The sequence below is a fragment of the Enterobacter sp. 120016 genome, assembly GCF_018383635.1.
Classification (GTDB): Bacteria; Pseudomonadota; Gammaproteobacteria; order Enterobacterales; family Enterobacteriaceae; genus Enterobacter; species Enterobacter asburiae_D.
Window position 1 is genome coordinate 191528 of sequence record NZ_JAHAWC010000002.1, and the last position, 21216, is coordinate 212743.

Below are 21216 nucleotides of genomic sequence, written 5' to 3' on the forward strand. Positions count from 1 at the left end.
ATCTCAATTCTTATCTACACTGCGAGTCTACCGAAGTAGATGGTGGGTGATGACGGGCTCGAACCGCCGACCCCCTCCGTGTAAAGGAGATGCTCTACCAACTGAGCTAATCACCCCCGCTGTGTGGAGTCGCATTATAGGGAGAGTTGAAAATGAGTCAACGCATTTTCTAAAGTTTTTATTCGTTCGTCGTAAAATTAAACAAAACGATCGTGAAACGGGCTGTGGCGCATGATTTCTAAACAAAAATCGCAAACTCGGTCACGATAAAGGGATCAACATTGAGGATTCCCCCCACAGTGATAGAATATTGCCCATCGTTTTTTCCCCAGGATTTGCCGATTGCCGGCATCTTTATAACGTAAGGCCATTTCATGAAAATCAAAACTCGCTTCGCGCCGAGCCCGACAGGCTATCTGCACGTCGGTGGTGCACGTACCGCTCTCTATTCCTGGCTTTTCGCACGCCACAACAAAGGTGAGTTCGTGCTGCGTATTGAAGACACCGATCTTGAGCGCTCCACGCCGGAAGCAATTGAAGCCATTATGGATGGGATGAACTGGCTGAATCTGGAATGGGATGAAGGCCCGTATTTCCAGACCAAACGCTTTGACCGCTATAACGCCGTCATTGATGAGATGCTGGTCGCGGGCACGGCGTATAAGTGCTACTGCTCGAAAGAGCGTCTGGATGCGCTGCGTGAAGCGCAGATGGCGAACGGTGAGAAGCCGCGCTATGACGGCCGCTGCCGCCACGACCACAGCGAGCATGCTGCTGATGAGCCTTGCGTGGTGCGTTTTGCTAACCCGCAAGAGGGCTCGGTGATCTTTGACGACCAGATCCGCGGCCCAATTGAATTCAGCAACCAGGAGCTGGACGATCTGATCATCCGCCGCACCGACGGATCCCCAACGTACAACTTCTGCGTAGTGGTTGACGACTGGGATATGGAAATTACCCACGTTGTCCGTGGTGAAGACCATATCAACAACACCCCGCGCCAGATCAACATCCTGAAGGCGCTGAACGCCCCTGTGCCAGTTTATGCGCACGTCTCCATGATCAACGGTGATGACGGGAAAAAACTGTCTAAACGTCACGGTGCGGTGAGCGTCATGCAGTATCGCGACGACGGCTATCTGCCGGAAGCGCTGCTGAACTATCTGGTGCGCCTGGGCTGGGCCCACGGTGACCAGGAGATCTTCAGCCGCGAAGAGATGATCGAACTGTTCTCTCTGAGCTCTGTGAGCAAATCAGCGAGCGCGTTTAATACCGAAAAGCTCCAGTGGCTGAACCATCACTACATCAATACCATGCAGCCAGAATATGTGGCGACATACCTGCAGTGGCACATTGAGCAGGCAAATATTGATACCCGCACCGGCCCTGAGCTGGCGGATCTGGTGAAACTGCTCGGCGAGCGCTGTAAAACGCTGAAAGAAATTGCCGAAAGCTGCCGCTACTTCTATGAAGAGTTTGATGCGTTCGACGCGGACGCCGCGAAGAAACACCTCCGTCCGGTTGCGCGTCAGCCGCTGGAAGTGGTGCGTGACAAGCTGGCTGCACTCACCGAGTGGACCGCTGAGAATGTGCATCACGCCATTCAGGCGACGGCAGACGAGCTGGAAGTCGGTATGGGTAAAGTCGGTATGCCACTGCGCGTTGCGGTGACCGGTGCGGGTCAGTCTCCGGCGCTGGATGTGACGGTTCATGCCATCGGCAAGTCACGCAGCGTGGCGCGCATTAACAAGGCGCTGGATTTTATCGCTGAACGTGAAAATCAGCAGTAATTACGCTTCAGATAAAAAACGGCAGGGTAACCTGCCGTTTTTTATGCCTTTTATTCCGTAATTCCCAGCCGCGTAAGAAAGCCGTCTATGCCTTCGCGTTTCAATAAGGCGACCAGACGCTTCTGCTCCGGCTGAGTCATACTCTCCAGCGTCTCAATAATACCCGGAGACAGGTTTGAAGAGGGTTCACTGTAGGAAGCGGTGACCTCCGCGAGATGGTAAACCGCCTGACGGTTACGGATCGCCGGAAGGCTCATAATATGTTCCTTCACGCGCGCATCAACATGAATGAGCCGTGCCCGACCACCCTTCACGCCGTTGAGTCCTTCCGTTTTCCAGCCCTGCTGGCGTATCCAGCGATTAACCGTTTGTCTGGCAACGCCCAAACTCTCCGCCAGCTCTTCCGTGGTCATTTTGCTACGTAATTTTTTCATATCAGTTCTGATCGCGAATCCCTAAACGTTGCAACAATCCGGTAATCCCTTCCCGCATTAACAGCGATGTCATCTGCTTCTGCTCTTCCGGCGTCATTTCATTGGCCAGCGTCAGGAGTAGGGTGTGAAGCGAACCGTCATGGCTGGTGCCTTCTGGCAGTTCGGACGTTTCACTTGCCCGACGTGCGCTGCGGATAAAGTCACGGACTTTTTCGTTCACATGTACCAGGCGCGCTTTCCCGCCCTGGACGCCTGGCTTTGGTGACGTAATCCAACCCTCTTTGCGTACCCATTTATTGATGGTCTGGCGGCTATAGCCAGTGAGGAGGGCTAACTCTTCTGGCGTCATTCGTTCCTTGATCATGCAATTTCCTGAATATCTGTGGGGTTAATTAACGGCTCATTTTATAGCACCGTTTTACGTGAAAACGTGACAGGCTTAACTCCTGACTGCGAGCAGGCTCGCAAAGTGATTCATTTGCATGATTTTTCGGCGATTGAATGGCTGGAATTGATTTTGCCGTTGACACTCCGCAGCGGAATTCATATTATGCCGCCCGTCAACATGACAGCTTTACGATGGGGCTATAGCTCAGCTGGGAGAGCGCTTGCATGGCATGCAAGAGGTCAGCGGTTCGATCCCGCTTAGCTCCACCAAACTCTGAACCCAACAGAGTGCGGTTAGTAAAGTAACATGTGGGGCTATAGCTCAGCTGGGAGAGCGCTTGCATGGCATGCAAGAGGTCAGCGGTTCGATCCCGCTTAGCTCCACCAAAATTGTAAACCCTCGTCAAAAGACGAGGGTTTTTTTTATGTGTTTGTAACACCCTCTCCCGTATTTTGTTATCAAAAAGCAGGTATTCTCATACCTCACCTCAATCGACATCAATAAACCAGTCTATAAATAGACTTGAACTTGATTCGTGCAATTAATAAACCTATTATCCATCCGGTCAATGATTCGAACGGATAATATACTCATCAGCTTAATGAATAGAAAAACGTACAATAATGTAAAGATATTTATAATTGCCCTGACACTTTGTCTGATTGCGGTACCTGTCTCCCGTTATCTCTCTCCCCGTGCAATTGTTAATGGTCACGACGTTTATTTAGCATGGCTACCGCTGAGCGTTATGCTGGCGATAGTTCTGCTATTTGGGCGCAGGGCTATTCTTCCCATTGTGTTAGGTTTTACTGTCACTAATCTATTTTATATTAATTTAGCACCGCTACAATATGCAGTATTACTGTTTTGTCAGACCTTTGCATTGTTCACGGCCTGCGGCGTTCTGCGCATCATGCTGGGTAAGCGTTGGCGCTACTGTATCCCTAACAAGCACATCGGTTTACGTATATTCTGGCTAGGTTTTATCGTGCCGATAGGTATTAAGCTGTCGATGTATATGGCGGGCTATTTATTTGATTTTCCTGTGACAATATCGACCTTTTTCGGCGAGGGAACGGTAATTTATAACGTTGTAGATATACTGAGCCTGATCTGTGCGGCGTTGATTTTTACCATGATGTTCTATTACCCATTAAGAATGATAATTAATCCTCGCTATGCGAGGAACTTCTGGCGACAAAGCGTGAAGCCCGTGTTTTTTCACAAGAATTCATTATATATTTTTGTCTGGCTAATGCTTTTAAGTTTCATTCTCGTCATTTTATGCGGTCCTTTTGAATCACCCGTCATTGCCGGCTATTTGATGCCGCTGATTTTTATTCTTTTCACCTTAGCGATAAGCCGCCTGACCTATGCGCTTATCTCCCTGCTGTGGTCCGCATCCGCGCTCCTGCTGTTGACCTACAACTACAACTTCCTTAACGGGGTGGAAACGGGCCATTCGCTCTCTTTTATCCTGTCCGTGCTTATCTCTTTCGCTATCTGTCTGCTTTACATGTCGCGGATCTATCAGCGTAGCGAATGGCTCAAGCGGGGCTGGCAGGACAGAGCGCTCACCGATCCGCTGACAGGATTGCCCAATATTCGCGCGCTGGAGGAGTATCTTGAGACTCACCCGGATGCCAAAGTGTGCATTCTGCGTATGGATAACCTGGAGTTTTTGAGCCGCCACTATGGGATCCTCATGCGTGTCCACTGCAAACGCACGATCGCCACGTCGCTGCAGCCACTTTTGCAGAAGGATGAGAAGCTCTTCCAGCTCCCGGGAAGCGAGCTGGTGCTGGTATTACTGGGGCCGGAAATTGCTGAACGTCTCCAGCATATGGTCGATCGGCTCAACAGCAGTAAGATTTTCTGGAACAACGCAGGGCTGGATATTGAATTTGGCGCGTCCTGGGGAATGGTCGAAAATGGCGAAAAGCTGCATCACACGCTGGGGCAGCTGAGCTGGCTGGCAGAGCAGGCCAGCGGAGCGCAAAACGTTCTCGCACTCACGAATAGCCTCGAGGCGGCATCAGGACAAACAACGGAGCGCGTCCTGATGCTGGCGCGGATTAAGCATGCTCTGGAGACGGATCAATTCCATTTATACGCGCAGCCGATCCAGAAGGCGGACGGGAGCGGGTATTACGAAATCCTGGCGCGTATGGAGAGCGAGGGCGAGATCTTCACTCCTGACCGCTTTATTCCGTTGATTGCCCAGTTCAACCTCAGCCACCGGTTTGATATGTGCATTATGGAGAAATTACTGCTGTGGCTGCGCGATAACCCTGCCACGCACGCTGGCGCCCGTTTCTCTGTCAATCTGATGCCGCTCACGCTGATGCAAAAAGAGGTGGCGACCGAGATTTGCGCGCTCTTTGAACGCTACGGCGTTGCGCCTCAGGCCGTCGTAATTGAGATCACCGAAGAGCAGGCCTTCTCAAATTCAGGCTGCAGCATGCACAATATTCAGCAGCTGCGCGATTACGGCTTCCGGATTGCCATTGATGATTTTGGTACCGGCTACGCCAACTACGAGCGTCTCAGACGCCTGCAGGCAGATATCATTAAAATTGACGGCTGCTTTGTTAAAGACATTTGTACCGACGATATGGATGCGATGATCGTCCAGTCGATGTGTAATCTGGCGAAGACGAAATCGCTGTGCGTCGTAGCGGAGTACGTAGAAACACCGGCCCAGCGCGAGATGCTGCTTCGCTTTGGCGTGGATTACCTGCAGGGCTACCTGATAGGTAAACCCAAACCGCTGGAAGCGTTGCGGGCATAAAAAAACCGGGAGCCAGGCTCCCGGTTTTTTGTTTAACGGTAAAGGTTACAGGACCAGTGCCGCGATGGAAGCAGACAGGACGCTCACCAGCGTAGAGCCGTAAACCAGCTTCAGGCCAAAGCGAGAAACCACGTTACCCTGTTCTTCATTCAGACCTTTAATCGCACCCGCGATAATCCCGATGGACGAGAAGTTCGCGAAGGAGACCAGGAACACGGACAGAATGCCTTCCGCGCGCGGAGAAAGCGTGCTGGCAATTTTCTGCAGATCCATCATCGCAACGAATTCGTTGGACACCAGTTTGGTTGCCATGATACTCCCTACCTGCAGCGCTTCGTGAGCCGGAACACCCATCACCCATGCAACAGGGTAGAAGATGTAGCCCAGAATCCCCTGGAAGGAGATACCCAGCACCGCGGCGAACAGGGCGTTCAGCGCAGAAATCAGCGCAATGAAGCCAATCAGCATGGCGGCAACGATAATCGCCACTTTGAAGCCCGCCAGAATGTATTCACCCAGCATTTCGAAGAAGCTCTGGCCTTCGTGCAGGTTTGACATCTGGATGTTCTCTTCGCTGGCGTCAACGCGGTACGGGTTGATCAGCGACAGCACGATAAAGGTGCTGAACATGTTCAGAACCAGCGCCGCAACAACATACTTTGGCTCCAGCATGGTCATATACGCGCCCACGATAGACATGGAAACGGTAGACATTGCGGTTGCCGCCATGGTGTACATGCGGTTGCGGGACATTTTGCCGAGAATATCTTTATACGCGATGAAGTTCTCAGACTGACCGAGGATCAGGGAACTGACGGCGTTAAAGGATTCCAGCTTGCCCATGCCGTTCACTTTGGATAACAGGAAGCCAATTCCACGAATAACGAACGGCAGAACGCGGATGTGCTGCAGAATACCGATCAGCGCGGAGATGAAGACGATTGGGCAGAGAACCTTCAGGAAGAAGAACGCCAGACCTTCGTCGTTCATTTTACCGAAGACAAAGTTGGTCCCTTCGTTGGCGAATCCGAGCAGTTTTTCGAACATTTCGGAGAAGCCTTTTACGAAGCCGAGGCCTACGTTGGAGTTCAGGAAGAACCACGCAAGTAAAACTTCAATGACCAGCAGCTGGACAACATAACGGATACGAATTTTTTTGCGGTCTGTGCTGACCAGCAATGCAAGTGCAGTAACGACAACAAGTGCCAGGACAAAATGAAGGACGCGGTCCATATTTGCTCCAAATATGAGGCAGGTTTAATTTTCGTGCACATTCTATGTAACAAGCGAAAAGAAAACGAGATCGAAGACACACTATAGTTACATCCTGTGACGAGTCTCAAAAATAGTGATCCACAATACATTTTTGTTATGTTAGGTAAATGAGTGAAAAGTTAAGTTTGTGTGCTAGTCTTCACAAAAAGCGCGCGCGATTTCAGTTTCTGTTAGATCGCCCCACTTACCCGCCCGCCTATCGTTCAAAGCTATCAGAGAAATCACTGTAAACTTCACAAATGATCTTGATAATCATTCTCATTTTGATAGCATTAAACATAGCAAAGGCTATATTTCAGAGGCAGAAATGACAAACAGTCGCGTAGAGGGTAGCAGTGGCAGGGCCGCGCGCAAGCTGCGGTTCGCATTAATGGGACCTGCGTTCATCGCTGCCATTGGCTATATCGATCCAGGTAACTTTGCGACCAATATTCAGGCCGGGGCCAGCTTCGGCTATAAGCTGCTGTGGGTGGTCGTCTGGGCTAACCTGATGGCGATGCTGATTCAGATGCTCTCCGCAAAGCTGGGGATTGCCACGGGTAAAAACCTGGCGGAGCAAATTCGCGACCATTACCCACGTCCTGCCGTTTGGCTCTACTGGGTTCAGGCTGAAATCATCGCCATGGCCACTGACCTCGCTGAATTTATCGGCGCAGCGATCGGCTTTAAGCTGATTCTGGGTGTGTCGCTGTTGCAGGGGGCGGTACTGACCGGGATTGCCACTTTCCTGATCCTGATGCTGCAGCGTCGGGGCCAAAAGCCGCTGGAGAAGGTCATCGGCGGTCTGCTGCTGTTTGTTGCGGCGGCCTATATCGTCGAGCTGATTTTCTCACAGCCGAATCTGGCGCAGCTCGGTAAAGGTATGGTGATCCCAAGCCTGCCAACCTCGGAAGCGGTGTTCCTGGCCGCCGGGGTATTGGGGGCGACCATCATGCCGCATGTGATTTACCTCCACTCCTCGCTAACTCAGCATCTCCACGGTGGGACGCGCAAAGAGCGTTACTCCGCCACCAAATGGGACGTGGCGATCGCCATGACCATTGCGGGGTTTGTCAATCTGGCGATGATGGCTACCGCAGCCGCGGCTTTCCACTTTAACGGTCATACCGGTATTGCCGATCTCGACCAGGCCTATCTCACGCTGGAGCCATTGCTCAGCCATGCTGCCGCCACGATATTTGGTCTCAGCCTGGTGGCTGCCGGTCTTTCTTCTACGGTAGTGGGCACGCTGGCAGGCCAGGTGGTGATGCAGGGATTTGTTCGGTTCCATATTCCGCTGTGGGTTCGTCGCTCTGTTACCATGCTCCCGTCATTTATCGTGATTCTGATGGGGCTCGACCCAACGCGAATTCTGGTCATGAGCCAGGTGCTGCTGAGTTTTGGTATCGCGCTGGCGCTGGTGCCGCTGCTGATCTTTACCAGCAACAAAACCCTGATGGGCGAACTGGTCAACTCAACGCTGGTGAAACGGACCGGGTGGGCCATCGTGGTGGTGGTGGTGGCGCTGAACCTGTGGCTGCTGATTGGCACAGCGTTGGGACTCTAAAAGAAAAAGGAGCCGGGAGGCTCCTTTTTGCTGTTAGTCGTCATGACCGTGATGGCCATGCCCGTGACCTTTGCCGCGACCCCAGCCGCCGCGACGGTCGTCACGATCGTTCCAGCCTTCACGGTAGCCGCGCTCATAGGCGTTGTCTTTATACCAGCCGCGGTGTCTGCCGTTATCGTGTTTCCACCAGCGGTCTCCGCGCCACTCATAGTGACGGTTCCAGTAGTCACGGTCGCGCCAGTAGCCACCGTCCCAGTATCTGCCGTAGTCGTCACGATCGCCAATTTGTAATTTTACTGATGGCAACAGGGTGATTTCGCCCGCAGTGGCGATCAGCGGGGCTGAAGCCAGTAATACCGCTGCAAGAATCAGTGACCTGAACATACTCTTTCTCCTTCACGATCGGGGCCTTTGTTGGGCCTGTTAACGCAATATTACGAGTTGGTAAAGCCTCGTTTCATCGCCTCAACTCCGAATTCCTGGGTGAGAGCACTTTTTGCTAAAAGCGGTTTTATTTTGAGCTGCTCAGAATCCCTTCTATACGGGCCAGTTCTTCCGCAGAGAAATGGCGGTTTTCCAGCATGCCCACGGCGTCATCAATCTGCGCCGTTTTACTTGCCCCAATCAGCACTGACGTCACCGTCTCATGGCGTAATACCCAGGCCAGCGCCATCTGGGACAGCTTCTGGCCGCGCTCTTCCGCCATGGCGTTCAGCTTTCTTACCTTCTCCAGCTTCTCTTCGGTGATCTGGTCAGGGTTAAGGAACTGACTGCCGCTTGCCGCGCGTGAATCAGCCGGAATGCCGTTCAGATAGCGGTTGGTCAGTTGCCCGCCGGCCAGCGGCGAGAAGGGAATACAGCCAACCCCTTTTTCCTGCAGCGCGTCCAGCAGTCCTGCTTCCGGAGCACGCTCAAACAGAGAGTATTTCGGCTGGTGGATCAGGCAGGGCGTACCGAGATCGTCAAGAATATCAATCGCCTTGCGGGCCAGTTCTGCAGGGTAGTTGGATAACCCGACATACAGGGCTTTTCCCTGGCGCACCACATGGTCAAGCGCTTTCATGGTTTCCAGCAGCGGCGTTTGCGGGTCAGGACGGTGATGATAGAAAATATCCACATACTCCAGCCCCATGCGCTTCAGGCTTTGATCCAGGCTCGCCAGCAGATATTTGCGTGACCCCCAGTCGCCGTACGGACCCTCCCACATGGTATAGCCCGCTTTGGTGGAGATGATGAGCTCATCGCGCCAGGGCAGGAAATCCTCTTGCAAAATACGGCCGAAATTACGTTCGGCGGAGCCGGGAGGCGGACCATAGTTGTTGGCAAGGTCGAAATGCGTAATGCCCAGGTCGAACGCGCGCTGTAAAAGTTGACGGCTGTTTTCGATAAGCGTGGTGTCGCCAAAATTATGCCACAGCCCAAGCGAGATGGCGGGCAACCTGAGCCCGCTTTGGCCGCAACGGAGATACTCCATTGTCCGATAACGATTTTTGTCCGGCTGATAACCCATTCTTGTGACCTCTGGCGCTGAAGAAAAAAATCAGTGTATGCGTTTACATTAACGTGAAAAAAAGCAGCATAGCGCAGCCTTTTTTGTAAAGCATTCTTTCCATGCCCTACTTATCGCCAATTCTGGACAGTCATCACGCTTATTTAATACTCAAGGTGAGGTCAACATTAGAAGGATACCTGTTTATGCGTACCCCATACTGCGTCGCCGATTACCTGCTGGACCGTCTTACAGATTGTGGAGCCGATCATCTGTTTGGCGTGCCGGGCGACTATAACCTGCAGTTTCTCGACCATGTGATAGACAGCCCGGATATCTGCTGGGTGGGTTGTGCCAACGAGTTAAATGCTTCCTATGCCGCGGACGGATATGCCCGATGTAAGGGCTTCGCCGCGCTGCTGACGACATTTGGCGTAGGAGAGTTAAGTGCGATGAATGGCATTGCGGGCAGCTATGCCGAGCACGTTCCGGTGCTGCATATTGTGGGCGCGCCGGGTACGGCGTCACAGCAAAGAGGGGAACTGCTGCACCATACGCTGGGCGACGGTGAGTTTCGTCATTTTTACCATATGAGCGAACCCATCACCGCTGCACAGGCGATCCTGACCGAACAAAACGCCTGCTATGAGATTGACCGGGTGTTAACTACCATGCTCCGGGAACGTCGCCCCGGCTATCTGATGTTGCCCGCCGACGTGGCTAAAAAGGCCGCCACGCCGCCTGTAAACGCTCTCACTCTCCGGCACGCGCATGCCGATAGCGCCTGCCTGAAAGCGTTCCGGGATGCCGCAGAGAACAGGCTGGCCATGAGCAAGCGTACTGCGCTGCTGGCCGATTTCCTTGTCCTGCGCCATGGCCTGAAGCATGCCTTGCAGAAATGGGTTAAGGACGTGCCGATGGCGCACGCCACCATGCTGATGGGGAAAGGCATATTTGACGAGCGTCACGCCGGCTTTTACGGCACCTACAGCGGTTCGGCCAGCGCCGGCGCGGTAAAGGAGGCGATTGAAGGGGCAGACACGGTGCTGTGCATCGGCACGCGATTTACCGATACCCTGACCGCTGGCTTCACGCATCAGTTAACCCCGTCACAAACAATTGAAGTTCAGCCTCATGCCTCACGCGTCGGCGACGTCTGGTTTACCGGCATCCCCATGCTCCAGGCAATCGAAACGCTGGTGGAGCTGTGTAAACAGCACGTGCACGATACGCCGCTACCGGCCTCTCAAAGCGCGATGGCCTATCCGCAGCCGGATGGCTCGCTGACGCAGGAGAATTTCTGGAAAACGTTGCAGACGTTTATCCGCCCGGGAGACATCATTCTTGCGGATCAGGGAACCTCTGCCTTCGGCGCGATCGACCTTCGTCTTCCGGCTGACGTGAATTTTATCGTCCAGCCGCTGTGGGGATCGATTGGCTACACGCTGGCGGCGGCATTTGGCGCGCAAACCGCCTGCCCGAACCGGCGCGTGATTGTGCTGACGGGGGATGGCGCGGCGCAGCTCACCATCCAGGAGCTTGGCTCGATGCTGCGGGATAAACAACACCCCATCATTCTGGTCCTTAACAACGAAGGGTACACGGTGGAAAGAGCGATCCACGGGCCGGAGCAGCGGTATAACGACATCGCGCTATGGAACTGGACGCAAATCCCGCAGGCCCTGAGCCTTGATCCTCAGGCCCAGAGCTGGCGAGTCAGTGAAGCGGAGGAGCTGGCGGACGTACTGGAAAAAGTCGCGCACCACGAGCGGCTCTCGCTGATTGAGGTGATGCTGCCGAAAGCAGATATCCCACCGCTGCTGGGGGCGCTTACCAGAGCGCTGGAAGCGCGCAATAACGCCTGATCACTTGTCGTTTCGCCAGGCCATCATCATCGGTTTGCCCGCCAGCAGGAGCCAGGCGGGCAACATCACGATACAGAGCAGGGGGAAAAGCGTTGAATCGGGTACCACCACCGCCGCCATAAACAGGCTGAGCCACGCGTCGCGCGTGACCACCAGAACCAGCCCCAGAATAGAGCAGGAGACGGTAATGGCCGCCGGCACCGCATCGACATGTTCGTGCAGCATCAGCCCCAGCGCTACGCCAACAAAGACCGCCGGGAAGATGCGTCCACCGCGAAAACCGCAGGCTGCAGCCACCACCAGCGCGGCCAGCTTAATCACGGCAAACAGCAGATAGTCGGAGACGCTGAACACCTGGCTGAAGGCCAGCTGCTGCATCTCGTCCAGACCTTTGAACAAAGTCACCGTCCCGCCGATTGCCCCTAAAATACCAAGAATCAAACCTCCGGCCCCCAGGATTAACACCGGGTGCTTCAGTTTATGCACCAGCCGGTGCAGGCGGGGAAGACACCATACCGCGACCATCCCCAGCGCGATGGCGATGGCGACAACGATGGCGCCGCTGAAAATATCGGCTATCTGCATCTGGCCGTAGTGGGGAAGGGAGAGTGAAAAATGGGGATGGAAAAACAGGCTGGTCGTCAACGCGCCAGCGGCTGCGGCCATCAGCGGCGCAAACAGCTTATCCCACAGCGGGACGTCGTTATTGCTGCTGAGCGTCTGCGAAAAGATCAGTGCGGCAGCGACGGGCGTGCCGAAAAGCGCCCCGATGGTGCCTGCTGAGGCGAGAATGGTCCAGTCCAGCGCGCCGACCCGGGGCAAAATGCGTGAGCCGAGGAAAACCGCCAGGCCAATATTCACCGCCATAATCGGATGCTCAGGCCCCAGGCTAACGCCGCCCGCCAGACCGATAATCAACGCGATAATCAGCCCCGGCAGTGCCGAAGGGGAAACCGGGGCGCCAATCAGCGGTTCCTGTGCCGGGTCTGGTCCAGCATGGCCGGGACTGAAACGGATTACCAGGCCCACCGCAATACCGGTCAACGTCAGCATCACAACGATCCAGGCAGGAGAATCTGCAGTGGCCCCCAGTTTTGCCGGAAGCGCTGTCCATAATATTGTTTGCAGCACCGACGCGACTTTCATCACGACAATGAGCACCAGGCTTGAGGCCACGCCAATGATTAACGCCGGAATGGCCAGCAACAGCATGGTTCTGGCTCGCGGGTGGAGCATGATGATTTCCTTGTACAAAACGGTATTACGTTACTTTGCACATTAAGCTTTATGGCAATAGTGCAAAAGGTGCTGAAACGGTAAAGTTATTCTGTGACGAAGATCGATAATCCATGGGCATTCACCTTACGGCCGTTGTTGTTATCACGCCTTGAATTTACAGTGTCCCAAAGATTTATTCTGACTTTAGCGGAGCAGTAGAAGAATGACAAAGTATGCTTTGGTAGGTGATGTGGGCGGCACGAACGCGCGCCTCGCATTATGCGATGTAAGTAGCGGTGAGATTTCCCGGGCGAAAACCTACTCAGGGCTGGATTATCCAAGCCTTGAGGCCGTTGTCCGCGTCTATCTGGACGAGCATCAGGTAAGCGTTGAAGACGGCTGCATCGCGATTGCCTGCCCGATAACCGGCGACTGGGTCGCAATGACCAACCATACCTGGGCATTCTCCATCGCAGAGATGAAAAAAAACCTCGGTTTTTCGCATCTTGAAATCATCAATGACTTCACCGCGGTGTCCATGGCGATCCCGATGCTGAAGCCTGAGCATCTGATCCAGTTTGGCGGCGCTGAACCGGTCGAAGGCAAGCCGATTGCGGTTTACGGGGCCGGTACCGGCCTGGGCGTTTCGCATCTGGTGCATGTTGCCCAGCGCTGGGTGAGCCTGCCGGGTGAAGGCGGCCACGTAGACTTTGCGCCAAACAGCGAAGAAGAGGGCATTATCCTCGAAGAATTACGCGCTGAGATCGGCCACGTCTCCGCCGAGCGCGTCCTTTCAGGTCCGGGGCTGGTGAACCTCTACCGGGCGATTGTGAAATCTGACGGTCGTCTGCCGGAAAACCTGCAGCCGAAAGACGTCACCGAACGCGCGCTGGCGGACAGCTGCATTGACTGCCGTCGTGCCCTGTCGCTGTTCTGCGTGATCATGGGACGTTTTGGCGGCAACCTGGCGCTAACGCTGGGCACCTTCGGTGGGGTCTATATTGCGGGCGGGATCGTACCGCGCTTCCTCGACTTCTTTAAAGCCTCGGGCTTCCGCGGCGGGTTTGAAGATAAAGGGCGCTTCAGAAGCTACGTGCAGGACATTCCGGTTTATCTGATCGTGCATGATAACCCTGGCCTGCTGGGTTCGGGCGCCCATCTGCGTCAGGTTCTTGGTCAAATCCTCTGACGCATAGCCCTCTCCCGCGGGAGAGGGCGCTTTCTTTACAGGTGCATCAGCTGGCGGAACTCTTTCACCTTGCTGCGGCTCACCGGCACCTGAAAATCCAGATCCTTCAGACGCAAAATGTAGGTGTTGTTAAACCAGGGTTCGATCTCGCGGATCTTGTTTAAATTCACGCAGAACGAACGGTGGCAGCGGAAAAAGTGTGCCGCTGGCAGCTTGCTGCAAAACTCGGTGATGTTCATTGCCATCACGTACGATTCCCGCCGCGTATAGACAAACGTCATCTTTTCATGGGCTTCGGCATAGTAGATATCATTGACCGGCGTCACGATGATGCGCTCGTCTTTGACCAGATTAATGGTGTCGTTTTCCCGTACCGCTGGGGTGGCGCTAGCGGGGGCGGTCTGCTGCTGCCATGCGGCCTCCAGCTTTTGCAGCATGCTGACAATCCGCGACTCCTGATAAGGCTTAAGAATGTAGTCAAACGCCTCCAGCTCGAAGGCCTCTACGGCGTGCTCTTTCCAGGCGGTAACGAAAACGATAAACGGCTTATGGGCAAACTGATTGATGTTTTGCGCCAGCAATACGCCATCCAGCGACGGGATATTGATATCCAGGAAAATGGCGTCGACCCGGTTATGCTGCAAAAACTTCAGCACGTCCAGACCATCATCAAACGTACCCACAATCTCCATCTGGCTGTGGGTTTTAATAAGCCAGGTGAGCTCCTGCTGAGCCAGGAATTCATCTTCTACGATGATAACTTTCATAGGCTACTCCACCTGGGGCAACAGTGATGTCGTCGTATGTGCGAGAGAGCGCTCATTCGGGACGTAAAAAGAAATTTCGGTGCCCGGCTCAAGACGGTGAATATGCAGTCCGTCGCCGTAAAGCAGCTTGACCCGGTGGTGCACGTTCAGCAGGCCGATTTTATTTCCGGGCATCTCGTTAGACTCCACGCGCTCAATGACTTTTGGATCAATCCCGTGGCCGGTATCGCGCACGGCAATACGCACGCGGTTGCCGCTTTCGGTCACGCTGATGGTGACGACGCCTTTGCCTTTACAGGGCTGAATACCGTGAACAATCGCGTTTTCGACCAGCGGCTGGATAAGCAGGCTCGGGATCACGCAGTTGACCTCTTCATCAATATCGTAAATGACCGTGAGCTTGTCGCCAAAACGTGCCTGCTCAATCGCGATGTAGTCCTTGATTTGATACAGCTCTTTTTTAATGTCGATCTGCTCGTCATCTTTCAGTTCGATGTTGTAGCGCAGATAGCGCGACAGGTTGAAAATCAGCTGGCGCGCGGTGTCCGGATTAAGACGAATGGACGAGGAGATAGCGTTCAGCGCGTTAAACAGGAAATGGGGATTGATTTTGCTCTGCAGCGCGCGCAGCTCTGCCTTATTTGCCATCTCACGCAGCTGTTCCGCCCGCGAAACCTCAAGCTGGGTGGAGATAATCTGCGACAGGCCAATCGCCATCTCCTGCAGGGAGGAGGTGATCTGATGCGCGTGACAGTAATAAATTTTCAGGGTACCCGTCACGACGCCTTTCTCCCACAGCGGGATCACCAGCATCGAGTGGATCTCCGGCGTTCGGTGGGCTTCATCATTGTTTTTAATAATGATTTTACCGTAGTTAATCGCCTGCCTGGTGGTCGGGCTGATGGTGTCATCGTTGTCGCGATAGTTGTGTTCCCCGACGCCAACGTAGGCCAGCACGTGGTCAATGTTGGTGATGGCGACGGCGTCAGCATGGATGTCGTGACGGATAATCTCGCAGACCTGACGCAACGATTCCGCGTTAACGTGGCGGAAAAGCGGCAGCGTTTTGTTGGCGATATCCAGCGCCAGCTTGGCCTGACGGGCGGCGCTGGCCTCTTTTTCCCCTTCTACGCTTTGCACCAGCAGCACGATAAAACCGATGCACACGCTGCCCAGGATCATCGGGATACCGATTTTCGAGACGATATCCAACCCCAGCGCGGTGGTGGGGGCCCAGACGACGACCAGGATCATGGTCAGCGTTTCGCACACCATGCCTGCAACAATCCCGGCGCGCCAGCGCTGTTTTTTCGGGATTTTTCGGCTGATCCAGCCGGAAAGCACCCCGGCGATAATGCTGGTGATAAAGCACGGCACTGCCGTTACGCCACCGATATCAATCAGGTAGCGGTGCGTCCCGGCAATCAGGCCGGTGATGACGCCCACCCACGGACCAAACAAAATCCCGCCGGACATGACGGCGATTATGCGCACGTTAACCAGCGAACCCTCTACCGGCACGCCGGACCAGGTGCTGAACAGGGCGAACAGCGAAAAGATGGCGGTAACGGCCAGCAGCTCTTTTGGCGAGTGGGCTGATTTGTGCAACAGCTCGCGAAACAGGCGAACGCGAATGAGGAAGAACAGGCAAATCAGCATTAATGCCGCGCGGTCAAAAACCGCCAGCAGCATAGTGAATATTTCGTGCACGAGTAGACCTGGGATAACGGGAAAGAACCATGATAAAAAACCTGGCGCGTATTGACCAGCTATCCGTCAGGTTTATCAAATGAGGAAAAACCATAATTTGCAAAGGGGATTATCTGGCGGTGACCGATGCGTCCTGTTTTTTCCATGCCCGCGCACCGTCAGGTAACTGGTTTGATATCATCATGTTAAACAACGGCTATCAGAAAGCCGATCCCGAAACAGAGGCTTCCGCTTTTAGGCGCAGCCGAGTTCCTGTTTTCAGACGATCGCTTTTTTTTCATTTCCCTCTCGACAGCATGATTTTTTTCAGGTTATTTTCTAAACATGCCACATCGGTGGCAGCGTCGCTCGGACGGTCCGGGCGCTAACGTTAATCTGAGGAATCTATGGCTGAATTCAGTCCTGAACGCCGTTTTACGCGTATCGATCGTCTCCCCCCTTATGTTTTCAATATCACTGCTGAGCTGAAAATGGCTGCGCGTCGGCGCGGCGAAGATATCATTGATTTCAGCATGGGTAACCCTGACGGCCCAACGCCACCGCATATCGTTGAGAAGCTCTGCACGGTTGCCCAGCGCCCGGATACGCACGGCTACTCAACCTCTCGCGGTATTCCCAGGTTACGTCGCGCGATCTCGCGCTGGTATCAGGATCGCTATCAGGTTGATATCGATCCGGAAAGTGAAGCGATTGTCACCATCGGCTCGAAAGAGGGGCTGGCACACCTGATGCTTGCCACGCTGGATCATGGCGATACGGTGCTGGTGCCTAATCCAAGCTACCCGATCCATATCTACGGCGCGGTGATTGCCGGGGCGCAGGTCCGCTCCGTGCCGCTGGTGGAAGGTGTCGATTTCTTTAACGAGCTGGAACGTGCGATTCGCGAAAGCTATCCGAAACCCAAGATGATGATCCTCGGTTTCCCGTCGAACCCAACGGCCCAGTGCGTGGAGCTTGATTTCTTCGAGAAAGTTGTCGCGCTGGCCAAGCGTTATGACGTGCTGGTGGTTCACGATTTAGCCTATGCGGACATCGTCTATGACGGCTGGAAAGCCCCGTCGATTATGCAGGTCCCGGGCGCGCGTGACGTGGCGGTAGAGTTCTTTACCCTGTCGAAAAGCTACAACATGGCGGGCTGGCGTATTGGCTTTATGGTGGGTAACAAAACGCTGGTGAATGCACTGGCGCGCATTAAGAGTTATCACGACTATGGTACCTTCACGCCGCTGCAGGTCGCGGCTATCGCTGCCCTGGAAGGCGACCAGCAGTGTGTTCACGAGATTGCCGCCCAGTATAAGCGCCGTCGCGACGTGCTGGTAAAAGGGCTGCATGAAGCGGGCTGGATGGTGGAAATGCCGAAAGCATCTATGTACGTCTGGGCGAAAATTCCGGAGCCATATGCGGCGATGGGCTCGCTGGAGTTTGCCAAAAAACTGCTGCAGGATGCGAAGGTGTGTGTGTCACCGGGCATTGGCTTTGGTGATTACGGCGACACCCATGTGCGATTTGCCCTGATTGAAAACAGCGACCGTATTCGTCAGGCGGTGAGGGGCATCAAGAGTATGTTCCGGGCCGACGGTCTTCTCACCTCAAAGAGCGTCGCAGAACACCCCGCGTCGTCATGACATAAAAAAACAGGAGCCGATGGCTCCTGTTTTTTTGACTGCATGTTCTTCACTAGATCATCAGGGCAAAGGTTCCGGCCCAGACTAAAACAATCACCGAAATGCCCATAAAGAAATATTTCACGTTTCATCGCTCCGCGTATCTTGTGGTACGCATTTAAAAACAGAGTCCACCTGATTATAGAGAACTGAAATCCGGTCAAAACGGAAATGAGAATTTTCCCGTTACGCCGTTAACTCCAGCTCAGAATTCTGTGCTTTCCTGTTGCCAGACGGCGCTAATGTACGCCTAAAAATGAGGGGTGACAAGAGGCATTTTTTTAAATAATTTCCGTCACTTACGAGTGTCGTGGAACGGCGACAGTTTGATTTCGCTTCGCAATAAATTCACTTTGGGCGACGCAATCAAAGACGGTTTTTCAGCGGCAAGACAGGTGATTGAAAAGGTTAGTTTCTTAGCGAAACTAACCTTCCCGGAAGACTTAAATATAGAGAGAGGCTTCGCCAAGAGGGCGCGTTTTGAAACGGCGATGCATCCAAAGATACTGCTCTGGCGCACGCATGATTTCAGTTTCGATAACTTTATTGATAAACGCTGCGGCTTCGCACTCGTTTTCCGGGTAGTTAGCCATTTCAGGCGAGATGTGCAGACGATAGCCTGACTTATCTGCTTTTCTCACCATCGTCACGGTCAGCATGGAGGCGCCAGACAGACGCGAAATGACAAAGGTGCCGTTAGTCGTCGCAACGTCTTTCACCGCAAAGAAGGGCGCAAAGCTGCTGCCTTTACGTCCATAATCCTGATCGGGTGCAAACCAGACGGCTTCACCTTTCTTGAGGGCACCGACCATACCGCGCAGGTTGTTACGGCTGATCATCGCCTTATTGGAACGCATGCGGCCTCGCGTCTGCACCCACTCCATCAGCGCACTGTTGTGCGGTCTGTAGGTTGCCATCATTGGCTGACAAAGCCCCATCACGCGGCCGCCCAGCTCCAGCGACATAAAGTGAACGCCAACGACCATCACGCCGCGCTTTTGCATCTGTGCGCGCTTAAGGTTATCCAGGCCTTCCACGTCAAACCACTTGCGGACACGCTCATCCGGCCAGAACCAGGCCATGCCGGTTTCAAGCAGCGCCATGCCGATAGACTTGAAGTTTTCAGCGATGAGTTTCTCGCGCTCTTCAGCGTTGTACTGAGGAAAGCAAAGCTCAAGATTTTTACGCGCGATGGATTCGCGACGTTTCAGGAAAACGCGGGAAGCGCTGCCCAGTTTAGATCCCAGCAAACGCAGAACAGGGTACGGAAGTTGAACCAGCAGCCAGAGTACGCCAAGACCAAACCATGTGAACCAGTAACGCGGGTGCAAAAATGCGCGTTTGAAATTGGATTGAGACAAAATAGAGAAACCTATGTAGAGCCGGTGAAAGTAACGCATAGTGCGATACCACGTGCCTATTAGACCGTAGTACAAGGTCATGGTTGCAGGCTTTACCGATCTTTACGGCGTTACCTGGCCATAGCTGACATTGGGTGGGCGGCATAATGTAACACCGTTATACGATATGTGCTATTACTCGTTTTTGATTAAAAAAGCGGCAGTTTGGGAGGTGTTTGATTTTACAGATTTTATAGACTTCAACGTGGTATGGCGTCTTTGCTGGGGCATAACAGTTGTATCTGATGTGTACGCTGTTGAGCGGGCTGGATGTGGCCATACCAGATGGGCTTTTTTTGTATGGGATCCAACGGATTGCCGCCGAGCTGTCACGTCCTTGCAAGGCTTGGATGAGGATTACTACGGCTGAAACAGGGTTATTTGAGAATTTTACCGGAAGGATACGGTGCGTGCCGGATTATCGTTGCGCTGAAAAGATTGACTGAGCATGGTGTCCCCTGCAGGAATCGAACCTGCAACTAGCCCTTAGGAGGGGCTCGTTATATCCATTTAACTAAGGGGACGAGGCGGCACGAGTATAGCTCTATTTACACTTTGGGTTAAGCGCATTGCCGCCTGACTGCTCAAAGAGTCACCGTTCAGGTCGATTTTTTTGTCGATTTATCATCATTTTCCCGTGCCTTAAGCTCAGCTTTGCGTTTGTTCGACATGTCGTTGCGGATTTGGGCATGGCTTAACAGCGCAAAGATAAACGTTCCGCCGCAGATGTTTCCCGCCAGCGTCGGAAGGGCGAACGGCCAGAAAAAATCGCTCCAGTGAAGCGTACCGTTAAAGACCAGATAGAGGATTTCCACGGTACCGACCACAATATGCGTGGTGTCCGCCAGCGCAATCAGCCACGTCATCAATATGATCACCACAATTTTGGCGCTCCCCGCTGAAGGAAACATCCAGACCATCGTGGCGATAATCCAGCCGGAGATGATGGCATTTGAGAACATCTCGATCGGGGTGTTTTTCATCACATCCATGCCAATTTTCACAAACGCATCCCGGGTGGGTTCATCAAAGATCGGCATATATTCAAACGCCCATGCTGCGATCCCCGTGCCGATAATATTACCCAGCAGGACCACGCTCCAAAGCCGCATCAATAAACCGAAATTGCCGAGGGTGGGGTTTTGCATCACCGGCAGCACGGCGGTCACCGTGTTTTCGGTAAACAGCTGCTGGCGGGCCATGATGACGATAATAAAGCCAAAGGTATAGCCGAGGTTCTCCAGTAAAAATCCGCCGGGCACGCCTTCCAGCTGCACATGAAATATCCCTTTTGCGAGCAGTGACGCGCCCATAGAGAGCCCGGCAGCGATGGCTGACCAGAAGAGGGCCATCGCGTCGCGCTCCATCTCCTTTTCGCCATCCTGGCGGATATGTTCGTGGATGGCCATCGCGCGGGAGGGGAGGCGATCTTCATCAATTTCTATCTTCTCGCCGCGCGCTTTCTCCTCGCTTTCAATTTCAAGATCCTCATTGTTCTCGCCAATTTTTTCTTCGCCCACGTCTTTCATATTTGCTCCCGGAGGTTGATCTTTCTGTTAAGCGTAGCGGCTTTTATCGGGATGCCTGTGGGGATGCTCTTAAATTGGCGGCAATGACAACAAAGGTGATACATCTCTTTCAAAGTCATTATAAAATTGCCAGCGAAACGAATTCCAAAAGCCAGGCTATG

17 protein-coding genes and 4 tRNA genes are annotated in these 21216 nt (G+C 53.5%); 8 read left to right on the top strand and 13 right to left on the bottom strand.

Annotation, left to right across the window (positions count from 1 at the left end; translation table 11 throughout):
- Window positions 1–40: 40 nt before the first annotated feature.
- Window positions 41–116, bottom strand: a tRNA-Val gene (locus KIF87_RS05155).
- A 258-nt stretch (window positions 117–374) separates the two neighbouring features.
- Between KIF87_RS05155 and gltX the strand changes: the two genes are divergently transcribed.
- Window positions 375–1790 carry a glutamate--tRNA ligase gene (gene gltX, locus KIF87_RS05160; protein ID WP_213328115.1) on the top strand — a complete coding sequence of 472 codons (1416 nt, stop codon included), beginning with the start codon at window positions 375–377 and terminating at the stop codon, window positions 1788–1790.
- A gap of 50 nt (window positions 1791–1840) precedes the next feature.
- Here gltX and KIF87_RS05165 read toward each other — a convergent pair whose 3' ends face one another.
- Window positions 1841–2224, bottom strand: coding sequence for a YfeC-like transcriptional regulator (locus tag KIF87_RS05165; RefSeq protein ID WP_213328116.1), 384 nt, complete (start codon window positions 2222–2224; stop codon window positions 1841–1843).
- Between the two features lies 1 nt (window position 2225).
- Entirely contained in the window at window positions 2226–2588 is a 363-nt protein-coding gene (locus KIF87_RS05170) for a YfeC-like transcriptional regulator (RefSeq protein ID WP_048992413.1), read from the bottom strand.
- Window positions 2589–2805: 217 nt separating this feature from the next.
- Here KIF87_RS05170 and KIF87_RS05175 point away from each other — a divergent pair.
- From KIF87_RS05175 to KIF87_RS05185, 3 genes are all read left to right on the top strand, one after another.
- A tRNA-Ala gene (locus tag KIF87_RS05175) sits at window positions 2806–2881 on the top strand.
- A gap of 41 nt (window positions 2882–2922) precedes the next feature.
- Window positions 2923–2998, top strand: a tRNA-Ala gene (locus tag KIF87_RS05180).
- A gap of 215 nt (window positions 2999–3213) precedes the next feature.
- Window positions 3214–5403, top strand: coding sequence for a sensor domain-containing phosphodiesterase (locus KIF87_RS05185; RefSeq protein ID WP_213328232.1), 2190 nt, complete (start codon window positions 3214–3216; stop codon window positions 5401–5403).
- 45 nt (window positions 5404–5448) lie between these two features.
- On the opposite strand, the gene KIF87_RS05190 is transcribed toward KIF87_RS05185, so the two are convergent.
- Window positions 5449–6636 carry a NupC/NupG family nucleoside CNT transporter gene (locus KIF87_RS05190; protein WP_008501591.1) on the bottom strand — a complete coding sequence of 396 codons (1188 nt, stop codon included), beginning with the start codon at window positions 6634–6636 and terminating at the stop codon, window positions 5449–5451.
- Window positions 6637–6985: 349 nt separating this feature from the next.
- Between KIF87_RS05190 and KIF87_RS05195 the strand changes: the two genes are divergently transcribed.
- Window positions 6986–8224, top strand: coding sequence for an Nramp family divalent metal transporter (locus tag KIF87_RS05195; RefSeq protein ID WP_063143495.1), 1239 nt, complete (start codon window positions 6986–6988; stop codon window positions 8222–8224).
- 33 nt (window positions 8225–8257) lie between these two features.
- On the opposite strand, the gene KIF87_RS05200 is transcribed toward KIF87_RS05195, so the two are convergent.
- A complete protein-coding gene (locus KIF87_RS05200; RefSeq protein WP_213328117.1) occupies window positions 8258–8608 on the bottom strand; it encodes a DUF2502 domain-containing protein in 351 nt (116 codons plus the stop codon).
- A gap of 127 nt (window positions 8609–8735) precedes the next feature.
- On the bottom strand, window positions 8736–9734 hold the full coding sequence (mgrA, locus tag KIF87_RS05205; protein WP_213328118.1) for an L-glyceraldehyde 3-phosphate reductase: 999 nt from the start codon (window positions 9732–9734) through the stop codon (window positions 8736–8738).
- Window positions 9735–9919: 185 nt separating this feature from the next.
- Between mgrA and ipdC the strand changes: the two genes are divergently transcribed.
- Window positions 9920–11578 carry an indolepyruvate decarboxylase gene (ipdC, locus tag KIF87_RS05210; protein WP_213328119.1) on the top strand — a complete coding sequence of 553 codons (1659 nt, stop codon included), beginning with the start codon at window positions 9920–9922 and terminating at the stop codon, window positions 11576–11578.
- Here ipdC and KIF87_RS05215 read toward each other — a convergent pair whose 3' ends face one another.
- On the bottom strand, window positions 11579–12814 hold the full coding sequence (locus KIF87_RS05215) for an ion channel protein (protein ID WP_213328120.1): 1236 nt from the start codon (window positions 12812–12814) through the stop codon (window positions 11579–11581). It lies immediately after the preceding gene.
- Between the two features lie 205 nt (window positions 12815–13019).
- On the opposite strand from KIF87_RS05215, the gene glk reads away from it, so the two are divergent.
- The gene (gene glk, locus KIF87_RS05220) at window positions 13020–13985 is read left to right on the top strand and encodes a glucokinase (protein WP_023332935.1); all 966 of its coding nucleotides are present in this window, start codon (window positions 13020–13022) and stop codon (window positions 13983–13985) included.
- 35 nt (window positions 13986–14020) lie between these two features.
- Here glk and KIF87_RS05225 read toward each other — a convergent pair whose 3' ends face one another.
- Complete coding sequence (locus KIF87_RS05225) at window positions 14021–14752, bottom strand: LytR/AlgR family response regulator transcription factor (RefSeq protein ID WP_213328121.1); 732 nt, start codon at window positions 14750–14752, stop codon at window positions 14021–14023.
- Window positions 14753–14755: 3 nt separating this feature from the next.
- On the bottom strand, window positions 14756–16462 hold the full coding sequence (locus KIF87_RS05230) for a LytS/YhcK type 5TM receptor domain-containing protein (RefSeq protein ID WP_213328122.1): 1707 nt from the start codon (window positions 16460–16462) through the stop codon (window positions 14756–14758).
- A 386-nt stretch (window positions 16463–16848) separates the two neighbouring features.
- Between KIF87_RS05230 and alaC the strand changes: the two genes are divergently transcribed.
- A complete protein-coding gene (alaC, locus tag KIF87_RS05235; RefSeq protein ID WP_213328123.1) occupies window positions 16849–18087 on the top strand; it encodes an alanine transaminase in 1239 nt (412 codons plus the stop codon).
- A gap of 52 nt (window positions 18088–18139) precedes the next feature.
- Here the strand turns inward: alaC and ypdK are convergent, their stop codons facing one another.
- The 4 genes from ypdK to KIF87_RS05255 form a co-directional block, all read right to left on the bottom strand.
- Window positions 18140–18211: a membrane protein YpdK gene (ypdK, locus tag KIF87_RS23455; protein WP_099458937.1), complete on the bottom strand. Its 72-nt coding sequence runs from the start codon at window positions 18209–18211 to the stop codon at window positions 18140–18142.
- Window positions 18212–18569: 358 nt separating this feature from the next.
- The gene (gene lpxP / locus KIF87_RS05245; RefSeq protein WP_213328124.1) at window positions 18570–19526 is read right to left on the bottom strand and encodes a kdo(2)-lipid IV(A) palmitoleoyltransferase; all 957 of its coding nucleotides are present in this window, start codon (window positions 19524–19526) and stop codon (window positions 18570–18572) included.
- A 449-nt stretch (window positions 19527–19975) separates the two neighbouring features.
- A tRNA-Arg gene (locus tag KIF87_RS05250) sits at window positions 19976–20050 on the bottom strand.
- Between the two features lie 75 nt (window positions 20051–20125).
- Window positions 20126–21055, bottom strand: coding sequence for a formate/nitrite transporter family protein (locus KIF87_RS05255; RefSeq protein ID WP_063145782.1), 930 nt, complete (start codon window positions 21053–21055; stop codon window positions 20126–20128).
- Window positions 21056–21216 lie beyond the last annotated feature (161 nt).